This window comes from Yonghaparkia sp. Soil809 (assembly GCF_001429705.1).
Lineage (GTDB): Bacteria > Actinomycetota > Actinomycetes > Actinomycetales > Microbacteriaceae > Microcella.
Window position 1 is genome coordinate 608,832 of sequence record NZ_LMSV01000001.1, and the last position, 17,970, is coordinate 626,801.

Consider the following 17,970-nt stretch of genomic DNA (forward strand, 5'->3'; position numbering starts at 1 on the left):
TCGTCCCTCCCGGACGCAGTACGTACGGTAGCTTCTGGCACTCGCAGAACCGGAGTGCTAAAAGCGATTCTGGCACTCTCGTAGGCCGAGTGCAAGCCGAGGGCCCACTGAGGAAGCGGCGGCGAGCGAGCCTCGTCAGCCGATGGCGACCGAGCCCGCGTTCGGCACGAGCTCGACCCAGGTGTTGCCAGGGGCGAGGCGCACCGCGAGCCCGTTCGCGTCGACCAGGCGAACGGGGGAGCTCCGATCCGCCTTGCTCCAGGTCGCCTTCAGGGCCTTGCCCGCCTGCAGCACCCAGGCCTCGCCGCTGCCGATCATCTGGGTGGTCGGGATGTCCTGGATCACGTCGACCGGGACGCGCACGATCACGAGGTTGACCGCCGACAGCCGCGCGCCCCCGGCCGCGACGTCCGGCGCGCCGCCGGTCATGGTGCGCAGCCACGTCGCGGACCCGGCATCCCACGCCCACGAGGGCGTCGCGAGCGAGCCGAAGACGAGCGCGGCGCTGGAGGCAGGAGCGCCCTCGCGCGCGGCGGTCGCGGACGCCGCGTCGGCGGCGTAGCCGAAGTGCTGCTGGGGCGGCGCGAGCTCGGAGTGCTGGGCGATGAGCTGCGGGGCGCGGACGATCACGTTGTGCGGCGCGGGGGCGCCGCCGCCCCGGTACATCACCGCGTCCGTGTCGGCCTGCCCGTGGATGGCGTTGTACACGTCGGTGGCGCGCATCATGTCGACGAATCGCTGCTGGCCGCCCGAGTAGGCGACGATGCCGCGCAGCGGCGAGATGATGTCGGGGTCCATGGGGCGGATCGACCGGATCGGGCCGATCTCGGCGGGGATGTCGGAGTGCCAGACCGCGACGTAGCGCGTGAGGCCGCCCTCCACGAGCTCCTCGAACACGATGTCGGCGCGGTCGATCCCGATCTGCGGTCGGGCGCGCGGGTGGTTGTCGATCTTGGCCGCGAGCGACGGCGCGGCGAGACCGCCGACCGCGATGCGCTCGCCCGTGAGCGGGGCGAGATCGAAGTCCTCCGGAGCGACGTAGGTCGAGGTGAAGGCCGGCTCGGGCGTCGCCTCGGGGGCCGCGCTCGTCGAGACGGGGTCGGGCTCCGCCGCGCCGGTGCACCCGACGAGCAGCGCCGCCGCGGCGCCGAGCGCGATCACAGCGGTCGAGCGGCGGCGGGCGGGGCGATCCATGCGGTCACGATAACCCGGGCGCGCGGACGGGCGGCGCAGGGGGATCGGGCGCGCCGCGCTCCGTTCGGAGGCGCGCCCCCGAACGGAGCGATGGGGGCCCCTCGAGCACCCCAGGGGCGGCTCAACCGGCGGCGTCGGCCCCGACGACGATCGTGATCGGGGCCCCGGGGAAGGCGTCGGAGAGCTCGATCGTCCCGAGCCCGAGCAGCTCGACCATGCCCAGCGCGATCCCCTCGTCCGCGGGGTCCGAGTAGTACACGGTGGTCGTCTCGATGTCGTCGGCCGCGGCGTTCGTCACGGCCCCCACCGGCCAGCCGGCCGCGATGAGCGCATCGGCGCTCGACTGCCCGAGCCCGTCGACGCCCGCGCCGTTGAGCACCGTGATCGTGAAGCCTTCCGGCAGCTGGACGGTCGAGGGGTCGGTGACGGGTGCGACCTCCGGCTCGGGCTCGGCCGAGGGCTCGGAGACGGGCGGCGGTGCGCCGAGATCGAGACCGCTGTCGATGGCCTGGAGGGCCAGCAGGCCCAGCCCCACGAGCATCCCCGTGGCCAGCGCGATGACGCCCGCCGCGACCCATCCGCGCGAGGGCGGGACGGGGGCGCGGTGCGCCCCGACGCGGCCGAGCTCGGCGGGCACGTCGTCGAAGCGATCGCTCGGGTACTCGGCCATGCTGTCGGCTGCCTCCGGGGCGGGTGGGCGAGGGGTCGGTCGGAGCGGGGAGGTTCGGCGGCGCTCAGGCGGCCCCGGTGCCGGGGCGCCGCGTGCGGCGCAGCTCGGCGCGGGTGGCGCGCACCTCGCGCAGGCGGCCGACGAGCACGGGGTCGTACCGCACGGCCGCCTCCTCGTCGAGGAGAGCGTTCAGGACCTGATAGTACCGGGCGGGGCTCCAGCCGAACTCCTGGCGGATCCTGACCTCCTTGCGGCCCGACGCGGCCCCCCACCAGCGCCGCTCGAACTCGAGCACGCTCGCGATGCGGTCGGCGTCGGGCACGGTGGTCACGCTCGCATGGTAGGCCCGCGGCGGCCCGTCGTCGCTCGTGACGCGCGCTCCCGACTCAGTCGCGAGCGGCCCACCTGTCGATGCGCTCGCCGTGCGGGCTGACGACGGCGAGCGGATGCCCGTCGCGACTGAGCAGGAAGTCGCCGTCGGCGCCCGGCAGGCTCTCGTCGGCGCGCTCGCCCACCCCGGCGAGCACGCGCCGGCCGTCGAGCGAGATCCAGTTCCCGGGAAGACGCGCGACCGTGCGCGCGAAGCGGTCGCGCTCGGCGGGCGCGAGGTACACGAGCACGGCCGGGCTCCACACCACGAGCGTCGCGTCGGCGGGCGCGTGGGCGGCGAGCGCGGCGACCCCGTCGACCGCGTCGGCGGCGACGAGATGCGGCGGATGCTCGCGCGCGATGCCGATCGCCGCGTCGAGCTGCGCCGCTCGCGCCCGCTCCTCGGGCCACACGAGGGTGCGCAGCCAGCGCTCGTCGTCGGCGCGATCGAGGCGGAGGGGGCTGCGGTCGAGACCGGCGCGCCAGACGATGTCGGGCATCCGTCCCGGGAGCGGCACGCCCGCGCCGAGCTCGCACCGCAGCTCGAGGCTCGACGGACCGTCGAGCGGGTCGATGCGGCGCTCACCGGACGGCCCGGCGAAGACGTGGCTGTAGCGATCGGCGAGGAGGCCGAGCCCCGCGGAGGCTCCGACCTCGAGGAGCGCGATGGGCCCGGGGATGCCCTGCAGCGCCGCGATGAGCGGGCCCGTGCGCCGCGGATCGTTGGTCTGCGTCGCGCGGGCGCGGGCGACGGCGGCGACGGCGTCCCACTCCCCCTCGAGCCACGTGCGCACGTCGCCGCGCGGGCTCAGGCCGGTGAAACGTGCCGCCGTGAGCACGAGCACGGGCTGCCGATCGGCGACGGGCAGCGTGTCGATGAGGGCGAGAAGCTCGTCGTCGCCCGCGATCGCCTCCGACCACGCTGCGTAGATCGGCGAGCGCGGAGCGGCCTCGCGGGCGAAGCGGCGGTACCTCTCGGCGGTCGAGATCACGCTCGAATCCTGGCAGATGCGGCGCGATCAGGCGGTCGGCGCGCGCCGCATCCCGATGTGCGGGATGCCCGCCTCGAAGTGCTCGTCCTGTAGGGCGCGAAGCCGCCCGCGGCGGTCGGCGCGGGTGACGACGCGGCCGATCAGGCGCCGGGCATCCGCGTCACCGGGACGGGGCTCGTCGTTCTCGAGCACGCGCAGAGAGCTCGCCACCCCGGCGTCGTCGCGGATCCAGACGTGCAGCGTGGACTCATCGCGGTCGCGCGCGTCGAGCCCCTCCTCGTCGATGCGCTGCTCGAGGGAGAAGACGCTCGTGCGCAGAGCGACGATCTCGAACGCGTCATCGGGCGTCATCTGGCTCCAGGAACGCTGGATCGGGGAAGAGTCCGCCGCGGCGTCGAGTTTAATGAGAGGTGACGTACCGCCCTGCGGGGCGAGGAGGAGAGACACGATGACCGAGCAGCAGACCGGCACGTACGCCGTCCAGAAGACCGAGGAGCAGTGGCGCGAGGAGCTCGGCGAGGAGCGCTACCAGGTGCTGCGGCAGGCCGGTACCGAGCGCGCCTGGACGGGAGAGCTGCTCGACGAGAGCCGCTCCGGCATCTACACGTGCGGCGCCTGCCACGCCGAACTGTTCGTCGCGGGCACCAAGTTCGACTCCGGCTGCGGCTGGCCGAGCTTCTACGAGTCGGTGCGGCCCGAGGCGGTCGAGCTGCTCGAGGACACCTCTCTGGGCATGACGCGCACCGAGGTGCGCTGCGCGAACTGCGGCTCGCACCTGGGCCACGTCTTCCCCGACGGCTTCGGCACGCCCACGGGCGACCGCTACTGCATGAACTCGCTCGCGCTCGACTTCCAGGCGAACGACGAGGCGTAGGAGCGCCCAGGAGTCGCGGACCCGCCCCTACCGCTCGACGGTCGCCGGCGCGGCCCCATCGCGGCGTCGGCGGGCGGGGATGGCGGCCACGAGCACGCCGACGAGGGTGAGGGCCGCGCCGATCGCCGTCGAGGCGGTCGTCGGGACGCCGATCGGGGCGACGAGGTCGAGCACGAGGGCGCCGATGAGCTGGCCCATGACGAGGCAGAGCCCGAGCACGAGCACGCCGATCCGCGCGACCGTGATCGTCTGGATCGCGATGAAGCCCGCCCCGATCGCCCCGCCGAGGTAGAGCACGGGGTCGGTCGGCAACGACGCGGGCAGCCCCGAGATCAGCAGGTGGACACCCGTCACGACCGCGAGCGCCGCGGTGCCGACGATGAAGTTGATGGTCGTCGCGGCGATCGGCGAGTCCGTCGCGACGCGGACGCGCCCGTTGACCGCGGCCTGGGCGCCGACACCGAGGCCCGCGAGGAGCGGCAGCACGAGAGCGGCGACGGGGACCTGGCCGCCGATTTCGGGCGCGACGGCGACGACGACCGCGGCCAGCGTGAGAACCGTGCCGATGAGCCGCTGCGGCGTCACGGGGGCGCGGCGACCCCCCGCGAAGCCGGTGGCGTCGATCCAGAGACCCATCGCCGTCTGACCGGTCACCGTCGCGACCGTGAAGATCGCGACCCCGAGGATGCCCGCGACAAGGCTCTGGCCGAGCACCAGGAATGCTCCGCCGAGCCCGCCCAGGAGCATCCACCACCGCAGCTCGCCCGACGCGACGAGCGGACGGATCGCGCGGAAGGCGGCGCGAGCGCGCGGTGAGGCCGCCGAGGCGACGAGGAGGATCACGAGGCCGGTGGAGAAGGAGATGATCGCGGCGGTGAACCCGTCGCCGATCACCTGGCCGAGCTCGCCGTTGACGCGGTGCTGCGCGGCGACGCCGAGTCCGGCGATCACCGTGGCGACGCTGGCGACCGCGACGAGGAGGGCGTGGCGGGGCTCAGTCGACATCGGGGTCCTCCCCCGCGAGAGCGCGGGCCGCGAGCGACTCCTCGCCGGCCAGCCGCCACACCTCGAGAGCGGCCCGGCCGTTGAGGGCGATGATGAGCGCCCCGAGCACGATGTCGGGCCAGCCCGTGCCGACCGCGAGCGTGATGAGCGCCATGAGGATGATCGCGAGGTTGACCACGACGTCGTTGCGCGCGGCGAGCCACGCGGCGCGGCCCATCGCGCCCGAGGAGGCGCGGATGCGGGCGAGCAGGAGGGCCGCGATCAGGTTCACGACCGCCGCGCCGGCCGCGGTGAGGATGAGGGGCACGACGCCCGGAGCCTCCGGCTCGCCGACCTTCAGCACGAGCTGGACGACGACGGCGACCGCGGGGATGAGGATGATGACCGCGAGCGCGCGGCCGACCGCCGCTCGCGCCGCGAGCGTCCAGCCCAGGGCCAGCGCGATGAGGAGGTTGACCGCGGTGTCCTCCAGGAAGTCCACGCTGTCGGCGAGGAGCGAGACCGACCGGATGGCCACGGCGATTCCCCCCTCGACGAAGAAGTACGCGAGGTTGAGGACCGCGACGGTCAGCACGGTCCGGCGGAGGGCCGAGACCGGGGTGCTCGGCGGGTCGGACGACGCCCTCGACCCGATGCCGGCGTCGTCCTCACCCTGATCCACCGTCCCATCGTCGCGCATCGGGCGGCCGCTCGCGCACGCGGCTCCCGTCCACCCCCCTTCGGGGGGCTGCGGGTTCCGACCGCGAGGCGGCGAGCCCGGCGGCGGCGAGGCGGAGTACGACGCGTTCCACCCGAACGCGACCGGCCACGCGCAGGGCTGCACCGTCGCACTGCGCGCGATCGCGGTTCCGATCGCGAGCGGGCCGGAGCTGGATGGGAGGTGGGGCCGCCTGTGGGAATCGAACCCACGACCTATTCATTACGAGTGAATCGCTCTGCCGACTGAGCTAAGGCGGCGTGCACGGCTCTCACCGGGACACGGCTATGGAGTCTAGCCCATCCGGAGGGCGCCGTTCGCACCGGGCGGCGCCGTGGCGGCGGGGCGAGCGGCAGCTCGGTGCGCTCAGCCCGCGCAGACGGGATCGCGCGCGGGCACCGCCCCAGTCACGAAGTAGTCGTCCACGAGCTCGTTGATGCACGGGTCGCCCTCGTCGTAGGCGATGTGGCCCTCGCCGTCGTAGGTCAGCAGCACGCCGCTGTCGAGCTGGGAGGCGAGCGCCTCGGCCCAGACGTAGGGGGTCGCGGGGTCGCCCGTGGTGCCGACGACGAGGATCGGCGGGGCGCCCTCGGCGCTCGCCGGACCGAGCTGCCCCTCGAAGGCGAACGGCCACCTCTGGCACACCACGTCGCCGAGGATGCTCGGGTCTGAGGTCACGGGAGCCGCCTCGGCGATCGCGGCGTTCTGCTCCACGATCGTCTCCGGGTCGCGCTCGACGGGGTAGTCGAGGCAGTTGATCGCGATGAAGGCCTCGAGCGAGTTGTCGACGTACTCGCCGTTCTCGCGCCCGTAGTAGAAGTCGGCGAGGAGGAAGCCCGTCTCGACGACGCCCGTGCGCAGCTCGGTGAACATCTGGCTCAGGAACTCCCACGAGGCCTCGTCGTAGAGGGCCGTGGCGACCGCGATGTCGAGCACCGAGTCGGTGAACAGGCGCCCGTCGGCGGCCGGGATGGGATCGGCCTCGAGCTGCTGGTACAGCTGCTCGACGATCGCGAGAGCGGCGGTCGTGTCGGTCGGGAACGGGCAGCTCGCCGCGGCGGAGCACTCGGTCAGGTAGGTCGTGAGCGCGGCCTCGAAGCCGATCGACTGGGCCAGGACGACCTCGAACTGGGTCGTCGTCGGGTCGGTGGCGCCGTCGAGCACCAGCCGGCCGACGCGATCGGGGAAGCGGTCGGCGTAGCGGGCGCCGATCTCCGTGCCGTACGAGTAGCCGAAGTAGTTGAGCGCCTCGTCGCCGACCACCGCGCGCAGCATGTCGAGGTCGCGCACCGTGGAGTCGGTGTCGACGTGCTCGAGCAGCGGGCCGGTGTTCTCGGCGCACGCGTCGACGAAGCGCTGCGCGCTCCGCTCGACCTCGGCGACCCACTCGGGGGTCTCGGGCTCGGCCTCCGGCACGCCGTAGATGAACTCGTCCATGTCGGCCGGGTCGGTGAAGCAGGTCACGGCCGAGGAGCGTCCCACGCCGCGAGGGTCCCACCCGATGACGTCGAAGCTCGCGCGCAGGCGCTCGCTCACCGCGAAGTCGACGCTGTCGCGCACGAAGTCGAAGCCCGAGGCGCCGGGGCCGCCGGGGTTGACGAAGAGCGACCCCTGAGCCTCGTCGGTCGCGCGATAGCGCACGAGCGCGAGCTCGATGTCGTCGCCGGCGCCCGGGTCGTCCCAGTCGAGAGGGGCGATCGCCGTCGCGCACTGTGCCCCGCCCCCGCAGCGCTCCCAGACGAGCGCCTGACGGTAGTAGGGCTCGAGCGCGGCCTCGACCTCCTCGCCGGTGGGCGTCGAGGTGTCCTGGCCGGTGAGGCCGCTCAGCCAGGTCGGCACGCAGCCGGAGAGCGCGAGAACCGCGACCAGAGGGAGGGCGACGGCGGATAGGCGGGTTCGGGTCCTCACGCGGGCGAGCCTAACGCGGGCACCCGCCCGCTAGCCGTGATCAGCATGGCCTCGAGGGCGAGCACCGGCGGGGTGTTGCCCTCGACCCGACGGCGGGCCTGCCCGATGGCGTCGAGCGCGGCGAGCGACTGCTCGGGCGAGCTCGAGCGCGCGGCCTCCTCCAGCCGGGCTCGCTGCGACTCGTTGACGAGCTCGACGCCGGCCTCCAGCTGCAGCAGCAGCAGGTCGCGGTAGAGCGAGAGCAGGTCGACGAGGACCCGGTCGATGCCGTCGCGCACCGAGCGGGTCGCCCGGCGCTTCTGGTCATCCTCGAGCGCCTTGAGCGCCCCGCGCATGGCGGGAGGGATGGCGCCGCCGGGCTCGAGACCGAGCGAGCGGAGGGCGGCATCGCGCTCGAGGGCCTCGCGCTCGGCGGTGAAAGCCTTAGCGTCGTCGGTGGCGAGGGAAACGAGCTGCTCCGCCGCGAGCACCGCGCGGGAGACGCTCGACACCCCGAGCGCGAGCTCGAGGGTGCGGGCCCGCCGCTCGCGGGCCTCGGCGTCCGTCGCGAGGCGGAGGGCCATCCCGATGTGGCTCTGCGCCTCGCGGGCGGCGCGCTCGGCGAGCGCGGCGTCGACGCCGTCGCGGCGCTCGAGCAGGTCAGCGACCTCGCGCACGCTCGGCACGCGCAGGCGGACCGCGCGCACGCGGGAGCGGATGGTCGGGATGAGGTCGGCGGCGCTCGGCGCGCAGAGGATCCACACCGTGCGCGGCGGGGGCTCCTCCAGCGCCTTGAGCAGCACGTTCGAGGTGCGCTCGCTCATCCGATCGGCGTCCTCGACGATGATCACGCGGTAAGGGGCGACGCTCGGCGAATACTGGCTCTGCGAGACGAGCTGGCGCACCTCCTCGATGGAGATGATGACCCGCTCGGTCGCGAGCACGGCGAGGTCGGGGTGCGTGCGCGCCGCGACCTGGGCGGCGGTCCTCGCCGCGGCCGAGGGCTCGGGCGTCAGGAGCTCGGCCGCGAAGGCGAACGCGAGGTTCGACCGACCGGAGCCGGGCGGCCCCGTGATGAGCCACGCGTGCGTCATCGACGCAGGGTCGCTCGCCGCCGAGCGCAGCAGCGCGATGGCCGCCTCCTGCCCGGTGAGGTCGTCCCAGCCCGTCATGCGGTCAGGGTATCGAGCACATCGGACACCCGGGCACGGACGCGCTCCTGCAGCGCCTCGACCGCCTCGGTCGCGTCGAGCACGAGGAAGCGATCGGGCTCGTCTCGCGCGAGGGCGAGATACGCGTCGCGGACGCGCTCGTGGAAGACGGTGGCCTCGGCCTCGAGCCGGTCGTACCGGGTGCGGCTCGCGTCGAGCCGNGAGGAGCACCGTGAGGTGCGGCAGCAGCCCCTCCGTCGCCCAGAGCGACAGGTCGCGGACCTCGGTCGTCGAGAGCACGCGACCGGCGCCCTGATAGGCGACCGAGGAGTCGAGGTAGCGATCCTGGATGACGACCTCGCCGCGCTCGAGCGCGGGCCGCACGACGGTCGCGATATTGTGCGCGCGGTCGGCGGCGTACAGCAGCGCCTCGGCCCGCGGCGCCATGTACCCGCGCCGGTGAAGGATGATCTCGCGCAGCTCGAGCCCGAGCTCGGTGCCCCCGGGCTCGCGCGCGTGGACGACAGTCTCGCCCCGCCCGGTCAGCCATTCGGTCAGAAGGGCGGACTGCGTGGACTTGCCCGAGCCGTCGCCGCCCTCGAACGTCAGGAAGAGGCCGGTCATGCCGGCTACTTCTTCTTGGCGGCGGTCGTGCGCTTGGCGGCGGGCTTCTTCGCGGAGGCGCGCTTGACGGGCTTCTTGGCCGGCCCCTTGGCTCGCTTGTCGGCGAGCAGCTGCACCGCTCGGTCGAAGTCGACCGCCTCGACGTCCTCGCCGCGCGGGATGGTCGCGTTCGTCTCGCCGTCGGTGACGTAAGGGCCGAAGCGGCCGTCCTTCACCTTGATCGGCTTGCCGCTCACGGGGTCGGCGTCGAACTCCTTGAGCGCGCTCGATGCGCGACGGGCCCCGTACTTGGGCTCGGCGAACTTGGCGAGGGCGCCGTCGAGGTCGATCTCGAAGATCTGATCCTCGCTGTCGAGCGACCGGGTGTCGGTGCCCTTCTTCAGGTACGGGCCGTAGCGGCCGTTCTGCGCGGTGATGGGCTCGCTCGACTCCGGGTCGATCCCGACCTCGCGCGGGAGGGCGAGGAGCTTCATCGCGGTCTCGAAGTCGACCGTCGCCGGGTCCATGTCCTTGAAGAGGGATGCCGTGCGCGGCTTCTCCGCAGCGGCCTTCTTCTTCGCGGGGGCGCGCTTCTTGGGCGGCTCGACGACCTCGCCCGTGGCGGGGTCGACGACCGGCTCGGCGGCCGCGGGCTCGGCGGGCACCTCGGGCTCGGGGTCGACCTCGGTCACGTAGGGGCCGAAGCGGCCGTCCTTCGCCACGACATGCTTTCCGTTCTCGGGGTTGATGCCGAGCACGCGGTCGCCGACGACGGGGGCGTCGATGAGCTCCTGGGCTTTGGCGGGGGTGAGCTCGTCGGGGGCGAGGTCCTCCGGGAGGTTCACGCGCCGGGGCGTCTCGGATCCCTCCTCGGCGACCTCGAGATAGGGGCCGTACTTGCCGATGCGCAGGGTGATCGCATCGGTGATCGGCATCGAGTTGAGGGTCTTCGCGTCGATGTCGCCGAGGTTGTCGATGACGGGGCGGAGGCCCGGCTGGTGGGCGTCGCCGAAGTAGAAGCCCTTCAGCCAGTCGGTGCGGTCGGCCTCGCCGTTGGCGATGCGGTCGAGGTCGGCCTCCATCTCGGCGGTGAAGTCGTACTCGACGAGGTCGGCGAAGTTCTCCTCCAGAAGGCGGACGACCGAGAAGGCGATCCAGTTCGGCACCAGGGCGGTGCCGCGCGGCGTGACGTACCCGCGGTCGACGATCGTCGAGATGATCGCGGCGTAGGTCGACGGGCGGCCGATGCCGCGCTCCTCGAGCGCCTTGACGAGGCTCGCCTCGGTGTAGCGCGGGGGCGGGCTGGTCTCGTGGCCCTTGGCCTCGACGTCCTGCACCGTCAGGTTCTGGCCCTCGACGAGCGGCGGCAGCTTGGCCTCGGCGGTGTCGGAGCTCTTCTCCGCGTCGCGCTCCTCATCGCGGCCCTCCTCGTACGCGGCGAGGAAGCCGCGGAAGGTGATGACGGTGCCGCTCGCCGCGAACTCGGCGAGGGCGCCGGCCTGCGCCGGAGCGGAGAGCGGGCCCGCCTGGATCGCGACCGACGCGGTCTGGCCGCGGGCATCCGCCATCTGGCTCGCGATGGTGCGCTTCCAGATCAGGTCGTAGAGCTTCCAGTCGTTGCCGCGGAGCATGCCCTCGAGCGCGCTGGGCGTGCGGAAGGTGTCGCCCGCGGGGCGGATGGCCTCGTGAGCCTCCTGCGCGTTCTTCGACTTGCTGGCGTAGACGCGGGGCTTGTCGGGGATGCCGTCGGCGCCGTAGAGCGACGACGCCTGCGAGCGGGCGGCGGCGATGGCCTGCTGCGACAGCGACGAGGAGTCGGTGCGCATGTAGGTGATATAGCCGTTCTCGTAGAGCGACTGCGCGACCGACATCGTCTGGCGCGCGGTGAAGCGCAGCTTGCGCGCGGCCTCCTGCTGCAGCGTCGAGGTCGTGAACGGCGCGGCTGGACGCCGCGTGTAGGGCTTCGACTCGACCTTCGTCACCGTGACCGCGACGTCGGTCGCGCGGAGGGCCTCGGCGAGCGCCGTCGCCGTCGCCTCGTCGAGCGCGACCGTGCCGGAGCCCTTGAGCGCACCGCGGTCGTCGAAGTCGCGGCCGCTCGCGACCTTATCGCCCGCGAGGCGCGTGAGACGCGCGGTGAAGGCCGTCTCGGCCCCGACGGGGCAGAGGGTGGTGTCGAGGTCCCAGTACTGAGCGGCGACGAACGCGAGGCGCTCGCGCTCGCGGTCGACGACGAGTCGCGTCGCGGCCGACTGGACGCGGCCCGCGCTGAGCCCGGGGCCGACCTTGCGCCACAGGACGGGGCTGACCTCGTAGCCGTAGAGACGGTCGAGGATGCGCCGGGTCTCCTGGGCGTCGACGAGCGCCGTGTCGAGCTCGCGGGTGGACTCGGTCGCGCGCGCGATCGCCTCGGGGGTGATCTCGTGGAACACCATGCGCTTGACCGGCACGGAGGGCTTGAGCACCTGGAGCAGGTGCCACGCGATGGCCTCGCCCTCGCGGTCCTCATCCGTGGCGAGGAAGAGCTCGTCGGCGCTCTTGAGCGCCTTCTTGAGGTCGGCGATGACGCGCTTCTTCTCGTCGGAGACGACGTAGTAGGGCTCGAAGCCGTTGTCGACGTCGATCGAGAACTTGCCAAGCGGGCCCTTCTTGAGCTCGGCCGGGAGGTTCTTCGGCTCGATGAGGTCGCGCACGTGGCCGACCGAGGCCTGCACCTCGTAGCCCTCGCCCAGGTACTTGCCGATCGTCTTCGCCTTCGCGGGCGACTCGACGATGACCAGCTTCTTCGTGCTCGGCACGGTACTCCTCGATCTCGGGGGCGTCCGGGGGGATGTCTCCGCACCCCGGCGGTCGCTGCGGCTCGCATGCCGCGGTCAGGCACACCATACACAGGTTGTCGAGGCCGTCGCCCCACGGGCGGCCGCTCACGATCGCGGCGGCCCGGCGCGCGCGGACCTCTGGACGGGGATCCCCGCGGTCGTTCCGGAGACCGAGACGACGATCTCGAGCCCCTCGACCCGGCACCCGGACAGGCCTGCTCCGTTGGCCTCGGCGACGCGCTCGGCGACGGCGCACGGCGGCCCGGGCACCCACCCGAGGAGCGCGTCCCCTCCCCCGAGGGCCGCGGCGTCGGCGACGCCCGCGAGCCGTTGCGACTCGGCCAGGGCGGTGCTCGCGAGCGTCATGCCCCCGCCGCCCAGCGCCACGACCGCGAGGAGGCCGACCACGAGCGGCGCGCCCGCCATCAGCGGCCCCCGGCGAGCGCGCACGATCGGGCGTCGAGCGCGATCGGGACGCCGAGGATGCGCGGGCGCACGACGACCGTCGCGCAGACGAGATCGCCCGAGAGCTCGGTCCTGAGCCGTCCGCCCGGGAGCGCGCCGACGACCTGGCCCGCGGCCGCCGCCGCGGACTCGCCCCTCGCGACGGATCGCGCCGCGTCCGCCGCCGCATCCTGCGCGCGCATCAGGGTCGTCGCGGCGGTGAGCCCGTGGATCGAGGCGACGAGGACGAGGACGACGGCGGGGAGGGCGATCGCGACCTCGGCGGTCACCGCTCCGCGATCCCGGCGCGTCCGGGTCATCCGCCGAAGGTCAGGGCGGTGCGCACCATGTCGGTGAGGATGCCCCGCACCTCGTCGCTGCGCATGATGACGACCAAGAGGCTCGCGAATCCGACGGCGGCCATCGTCGCGATGGCGTACTCGGCGGTCGCCGCGCCGCGATCATCGGCGATCGAGAGCGCGCGCGGCGCGCGGTCATCGGAGCGGAGCGCGGCCGCGAGCGACGCGCGCTGCCGCGCGGGCGAGCGGAGCCCCGACGCGCGGTGCGGCGGGATCGCGCCGGCCGCGGTCGTGAGCTGCATAAGAGAGGAGTGGCTGCGGGACATGGTGGTCGCGCCTTTCGGGTCGGTGCGATCACCGTGAGAGGTGATCGCGGTCGGGGGCACGAACCGGAACCAGTGTGCGGCGAGCGCCGCTCGCTCGGCGGCCCCGAGGGGCAGAACGGCGAAGCTCATGACCCCGCCCCCGCTGTGGAGGAGAGGAGTCCGACGAGCATCGGCACCACGCCCAGGCAGAGGAAGGAGGGAAGGACGCAGACGCCGAGCGGGAGCATGAGCCTCACGGCCAGCTCCTCCGCCGATCGTCGTGCCCGAGCGCGCTCGGCGGCGCGGGCCTCCGCGGCTTCGGCGCGGGCGAGCGCTCCGAGCGGCGCGCCGGACCGGCGGGAGAGCTCGACGAGCCGACCGAGCGCGTCGGCCTCCTGCGCGCGGTCGCCCCGCGGCGGGAGGAGCTGCGCCTCGACGAGCGCCCGCAGCACGGTCTCGCGGGCGGCCTCGGGCGAGCCGCCTCCGGCGGCCGCGACGGCGAGGAGGTCGAGGGGCAGGCCGATGGTCGGCGGAGGCGGCGAGGCCGCGCGGAGCATCCGTCTCATCCAGACCCGTGCGAGCACCCCGAGAGCGAGACCCGTCGCGATGCTCGCGACACCGATCGGATGCGCGAGGCTCGCCGCGAGGTCGGCGCCGGCGAGCAGGGCGAGACCGACGGCGACGAGGGGCAGGGCGAGGACGATGCGGGCGGTCGCCCGCGGGCCGGCGAGCGCCACCTCGATGTCGCGCTGGGCGGCCGTGCGATCGCGCACGGCCTGGGCGAACGCGGTGAGCGCCGGAGCCAGCGGCGCGCCGCTGATGGACGCGACCGACCAGGCCGCCGCGAGCGCCCGCCACCCCGCTCCGTGCTCGCGCGCGACCGCGGCGAGAGACTCCGACAGCGGCGCGCCCGCGTCGACGCCGTGCACGATCGCGTCGAGTGCCCGGTCCGGCGGGTGGGCCGCACCGGCGACGTGCCTCCACGCCGACGCGGGCGCGATGCCGGCGCCGACGAGGACCGCCAGTCGGTGGACATGGCTCGCGAGGGCGTCCGACTCCTCCGTCATGCTCTGACCCCGGCTGGATCGGAGAGCTGCCGACGAGAGAGCGGCTCGGGCGGGAGCGGCTCGATCGCGAGGCGCTCCCGCCCGTCCAGCCGGAACCGGCCGAGCTCCGCGGTCCGCGCGCCTCCGAGCGCGCGCGCGAGGTGCACGACCAGGTCGATGCCGCTGAGCGCCTGGCGCGCGAGGGCGAGCGGGTCGAGGCCCGCGATCATGCCCACCGCCTCCAGACGGCTCGGCACGTCGGCGAGCGAGTTGGCGTGGAGGGTCCCCGCCCCTCCGCGATGCCCGGTGTTGAGCGCGGCGAGGAACTCGCGCACCTCCGCACCCCGGCACTCCCCCACCACGAGCCGATCGGGGCGCATCCGGAGCGCCTCGCGCACGAGCCGGGCGAGATCGACCTCGCCGGCACCCTCGAGGTTCGCCTGCCGGCACTCGAGACCGACGACGTGGGGGTGCCGGATGCGCGCCTCCGCGACGTCCTCGATGACGACGATCCGCTCGGTCGAGGCGGCCTCGGAGAGCCAGGCCGCAAGCAGCGTCGTCTTCCCGCTTCCGGTCGCGCCCGTGACGAGCACCGTGCGGCGATCGGAGAGCGCACCGCGCAGGGCGTCGACGACCGCGGGGGCGAGCCCCGAGTCCGCCAGCGTCACCGGACGCGATCGCGGCAGCCGGATCGACAGCGCCGGCCCCGCCCATGCGATCGGCGGGAGTGCGGCGTGCACGCGCACGCCGTCGCCGATGCGCACGTCGGCGCAGGGCGTCGCCTCGTCGATGTGCCGTCCGCCGTGCTCGATGAGGCGGACGGCGAGCTCCCTGGCCGCCGTGGCATCGAGGCGGATGCCCGGCACGCGGTGCACGCCCGCCCCGGCATCGCGCCACACCGCCCCGTCGCCCGTGACGAAGACGTCGGTCGTCGCGTCGTCCTCGACGGCGCGGGCCAGGGGGCCGAGGATCGCGCGCAGGTCCGCGTCGAGCTCACGGGGGATCGGGACAGGTCCGGAAGGGCCCTCCCCCTCTGTCGGGCGACGAGGATCTCGGGGGACGAACGGCGCGCGGTGCATCGCCCGATCCTCGCCGGACGCGCGACCGCGGAGGCCGGCTCCGACCCGCACGAGGGGAGAAAGAACGAACGGCTCCTCGTGGGGAGGAGCCGTTCGTCGAGCTGTGTCGTGCGGAGTTTGGGGGGCGGCGCCCAACTTTGGGGGGAAATGGGCGCCGCCTCAGCAGCACGCGATTGGGGGGAATCGTAGCCGTGCTGCTCAAGTCAGTCTTGCTGCTGACAGGGATCAGTCTACGACAGCGCACCCGTGCGTCAAGAGTTTCCGACCCCGAATTGTCCCCCAAAGTGCCGACCCCCGGTCGGGGGCACGATCGGGCCCCCGACCGACGGGAGCCGCAGCCCCGATCGGTGGAGCTCGCGGACCGGGACGAGCGGGGATCGGAGGCGCGGATGAGCCCGCTCGTCGCCGGATCGCGCGCGTTCGTCGCAGGACGGGCCCGAGCCGTGGCGACCGCCTCGCCGGTGAATAGGATGGCGGTCGACCACCTCAGCGTTGCGGCAGTCCAGGCCTGTTACGCACATCGACCAAGGATGACGATGTCCACGACTTCGATCGACAGCCTCCTGCACGAGGAGCGGCGCTTCGCGCCGGACCCCGACTTCACCGCCCACGCGGTCGCCGGCCCCGAGCTCTACGAGCGGGCGCGGGCGGACCGCCTCGGCTTCTGGGCCGACCAGGCCCGCGAGCTGCACTGGCACACGCCGTTCACCCAGACCCTCGACTGGTCGAACCCGCCGTTCGCCCGCTGGTTCCACGACGGCGAGCTCAACGTCGCCTACAACTGCCTCGACCGTCACGTCGAGGCGGGCAACGGCGACCGCGTCGCCATCCACTGGGAGGGCGAGCCGGGCGACAGCCGAACCATCACCTACGCCGAGCTCACGGCCGAGGTGAAGCGCGCCGCGAACATGCTCGCCGACCTCGGCGTCGTCCAGGGCGATCGCGTCGCGATCTACCTGCCGATGATCCCCGAGGCCGTCATCTCGATGCTCGCCGTGGCCCGCCTCGGCGCGATCCACTCCGTCATCTTCGGCGGCTTCAGCGCCGAGAGCATCCGCGCCCGCGTCGAGGATGCCGACGCCAAGCTCGTCATCACCGCCGACGGCGGCTGGCGCAAGGGCAAGGTCTTCCCGCTCAAGCACGCCGTCGACTCCGCCCTCGCGGCCGCCGAGACCGACGTGACGACGGTCGTCGTCGTGCGGCGCGGCGAGAACGAGGTCGAGTGGCAGGACGGCCGCGACCTCTGGTGGCACGAGGCGATGGCCGCGGCATCGCCCGAGCACGAGGCGCAGGGCTTCGAGGCCGAGAACCCGCTGTTCATCCTCTACACGAGCGGTACCACGGGCCGTCCCAAGGGGATCCTGCACACCAGCGGCGGCTTCCTGACGCAGACCGCCTTCACGCACCGCAGCGTCTTCGACCTCAAGCCCGAGACCGACGTCTACTGGTGCACCGCCGACGTGGGCTGGGTGACGGGCCACTCGTACATGGTCTACGGCCCGCTCGCGAACGGCGCGACTCAGGTCATGTACGAGGGCACTCCCGATACGCCGCACCCGGGCCGGTGGTGGGAGATCATCCAGAAGTACGGCGTGACCATCTTCTACACGGCGCCCACGGCCATCCGCTCGTTCATGAAGGCCGGCCGCGAGATCCCGCTCGCCTACGACCTGTCGAGCCTGCGCGTGCTCGGCTCGGTCGGCGAGCCGATCAACCCGGAGGCGTGGATCTGGTACCGCGAGATCATCGGCGGGGGGAAGACCCCGATCGTCGACACCTGGTGGCAGACGGAGACGGGCGCCATCATGATCAGCGCGCTGCCGGGCGTCACGACGACCAAGCCCGGGTCGGCGCAGGTGCCCATGCCGGGCATCTCGATCGACGTTCTCGACGAGGACGGCACCCACGTCGGCAAGGAGGCGGGCGGTCTGCTCGTCGTCACCGAGCCCTGGCCGAGCATGCTGCGCGGCATCTGGGGCGACCCCGAGCGGTTCCAGGAGACCTACTGGTCGAAGTTCGGCGACAAGTACTTCGCCGGCGACGGCGCGCACCTCGACGCGGACGGCGACGTCTGGCTGCTGGGCCGTGTCGACGACGTCATGAACGTCTCGGGCCACCGGCTGTCGACGATGGAGATCGAGTCGGCGCTCGTCTCGCACCCGATCGTCGCCGAGGCGGCCGTCGTCGGCGCGAGCGACGACACGACCGGTCAGGCGGTCGTGGCGTTCGTGATCCTCCGCTCGAAGAAGGCGAAGGACATCTCGGCGACCGAGGCGAGCCAGCAGCTGCGCGCGCACGTCGCCGAGCAGATCGGGGCCATCGCGCGACCGCGCGAGATCTTCGTCGTCGCCGAGCTGCCGAAGACGCGCTCGGGCAAGATCATGCGGCGGCTCCTGCGCGACGTCGCCGAGGGTCGCGAGATCGGCGACACGACCACGCTCACCGACTCGACCGTCATCACCGTCATCACGGACACGATGCGCTGAGACCGTCGGCGGCCGCGCGGCCGCCGATCACGACGAACGGGGCCCCTGCC

18 protein-coding genes, 1 tRNA gene and 1 pseudogene are annotated in these 17,970 nt (G+C 73.3%); 2 read left to right on the forward strand and 18 right to left on the reverse strand.

Annotated elements, in window-relative coordinates:
* Positions 1–135: 135 nt before the first annotated feature.
* The 5 genes from ASG83_RS02965 to ASG83_RS02985 all read right to left on the reverse strand — a co-directional run bounded on the left by ASG83_RS02965 (position 136) and on the right by ASG83_RS02985 (position 3,576).
* Positions 136–1,194, reverse strand: a complete 1,059-nt coding sequence (locus tag ASG83_RS02965; RefSeq protein ID WP_055856956.1) for a DUF3048 domain-containing protein — start codon at positions 1,192–1,194, stop codon at positions 136–138.
* 121 nt (positions 1,195–1,315) lie between these two features.
* Positions 1,316–1,864, reverse strand: a complete 549-nt coding sequence (locus ASG83_RS02970; RefSeq protein ID WP_055856958.1) for a LytR C-terminal domain-containing protein — start codon at positions 1,862–1,864, stop codon at positions 1,316–1,318.
* Between the two features lie 64 nt (positions 1,865–1,928).
* A complete protein-coding gene (locus tag ASG83_RS02975) occupies positions 1,929–2,195 on the reverse strand; it encodes a DUF3263 domain-containing protein (RefSeq protein WP_055856963.1) in 267 nt (88 codons plus the stop codon).
* A gap of 55 nt (positions 2,196–2,250) precedes the next feature.
* A complete protein-coding gene (locus tag ASG83_RS02980; protein WP_162253779.1) occupies positions 2,251–3,225 on the reverse strand; it encodes a DUF2332 family protein in 975 nt (324 codons plus the stop codon).
* Positions 3,226–3,252: 27 nt separating this feature from the next.
* The gene (locus ASG83_RS02985) at positions 3,253–3,576 is read right to left on the reverse strand and encodes a hypothetical protein (protein WP_055856966.1); all 324 of its coding nucleotides are present in this window, start codon (positions 3,574–3,576) and stop codon (positions 3,253–3,255) included.
* Positions 3,577–3,673: 97 nt separating this feature from the next.
* Between ASG83_RS02985 and msrB the strand changes: the two genes are divergently transcribed.
* On the forward strand, positions 3,674–4,099 hold the full coding sequence (gene msrB, locus ASG83_RS02990) for a peptide-methionine (R)-S-oxide reductase MsrB (RefSeq protein ID WP_055856971.1): 426 nt from the start codon (positions 3,674–3,676) through the stop codon (positions 4,097–4,099).
* Positions 4,100–4,126: 27 nt separating this feature from the next.
* Here msrB and ASG83_RS02995 read toward each other — a convergent pair whose 3' ends face one another.
* From ASG83_RS02995 to ASG83_RS03045, 13 genes and pseudogenes are all read right to left on the reverse strand, one after another.
* Positions 4,127–5,104 (reverse strand): DMT family transporter, encoded by a 978-nt coding sequence (locus tag ASG83_RS02995; protein ID WP_055856978.1) that lies wholly within the window; start codon positions 5,102–5,104, stop codon positions 4,127–4,129.
* The gene (locus tag ASG83_RS03000; RefSeq protein ID WP_235451383.1) at positions 5,094–5,765 is read right to left on the reverse strand and encodes a cation transporter; all 672 of its coding nucleotides are present in this window, start codon (positions 5,763–5,765) and stop codon (positions 5,094–5,096) included. Before ASG83_RS03000 ends, ASG83_RS02995 begins: the two co-directional genes overlap by 11 nt.
* A 220-nt stretch (positions 5,766–5,985) precedes the next feature.
* Positions 5,986–6,061, reverse strand: a tRNA-Thr gene (locus ASG83_RS03005).
* Between the two features lie 106 nt (positions 6,062–6,167).
* A complete protein-coding gene (locus tag ASG83_RS03010; protein WP_055856979.1) occupies positions 6,168–7,709 on the reverse strand; it encodes an alpha/beta hydrolase in 1,542 nt (513 codons plus the stop codon).
* Entirely contained in the window at positions 7,706–8,860 is a 1,155-nt protein-coding gene (locus ASG83_RS03015) for a DNA polymerase III subunit delta' (protein WP_055859143.1), read from the reverse strand. Before ASG83_RS03015 ends, ASG83_RS03010 begins: the two co-directional genes overlap by 4 nt.
* The coding region (locus ASG83_RS13060; protein WP_369813372.1) for a dTMP kinase at positions 8,857–9,060 on the reverse strand (204 nt) is incomplete at its 5' end. The genes ASG83_RS13060 and ASG83_RS03015, both read right to left, overlap by 4 nt.
* Before the next feature lies 1 nt (position 9,061).
* A pseudogene (gene tmk, locus ASG83_RS12370) lies at positions 9,062–9,463 on the reverse strand (dTMP kinase); the annotation flags it as partial.
* A 5-nt stretch (positions 9,464–9,468) separates the two neighbouring features.
* Entirely contained in the window at positions 9,469–12,240 is a 2,772-nt protein-coding gene (gene topA / locus ASG83_RS03020; protein ID WP_055856981.1) for a type I DNA topoisomerase, read from the reverse strand.
* Between the two features lie 126 nt (positions 12,241–12,366).
* The gene (locus ASG83_RS03025; RefSeq protein WP_055859146.1) at positions 12,367–12,687 is read right to left on the reverse strand and encodes an Rv3654c family TadE-like protein; all 321 of its coding nucleotides are present in this window, start codon (positions 12,685–12,687) and stop codon (positions 12,367–12,369) included.
* Complete coding sequence (locus ASG83_RS03030) at positions 12,687–13,025, reverse strand: TadE family type IV pilus minor pilin (protein ID WP_055856991.1); 339 nt, start codon at positions 13,023–13,025, stop codon at positions 12,687–12,689. The genes ASG83_RS03025 and ASG83_RS03030 overlap by 1 nt, the downstream gene beginning before the upstream one ends.
* Positions 13,022–13,177, reverse strand: coding sequence for a DUF4244 domain-containing protein (locus tag ASG83_RS13065; RefSeq protein WP_235451424.1), 156 nt, complete (start codon positions 13,175–13,177; stop codon positions 13,022–13,024). The genes ASG83_RS03030 and ASG83_RS13065 overlap by 4 nt, the downstream gene beginning before the upstream one ends.
* 278 nt (positions 13,178–13,455) lie before the next feature.
* Positions 13,456–14,376 carry a type II secretion system F family protein gene (locus ASG83_RS03040; RefSeq protein ID WP_055856997.1) on the reverse strand — a complete coding sequence of 307 codons (921 nt, stop codon included), beginning with the start codon at positions 14,374–14,376 and terminating at the stop codon, positions 13,456–13,458.
* Entirely contained in the window at positions 14,373–15,434 is a 1,062-nt protein-coding gene (locus ASG83_RS03045) for a CpaF family protein (RefSeq protein ID WP_082599037.1), read from the reverse strand. Before ASG83_RS03045 ends, ASG83_RS03040 begins: the two co-directional genes overlap by 4 nt.
* 530 nt (positions 15,435–15,964) lie before the next feature.
* Between ASG83_RS03045 and acs the strand changes: the two genes are divergently transcribed.
* A complete protein-coding gene (gene acs, locus ASG83_RS03050) occupies positions 15,965–17,920 on the forward strand; it encodes an acetate--CoA ligase (protein ID WP_369813373.1) in 1,956 nt (651 codons plus the stop codon).
* The last annotated feature ends 50 nt before the right edge of the window (positions 17,921–17,970 follow it).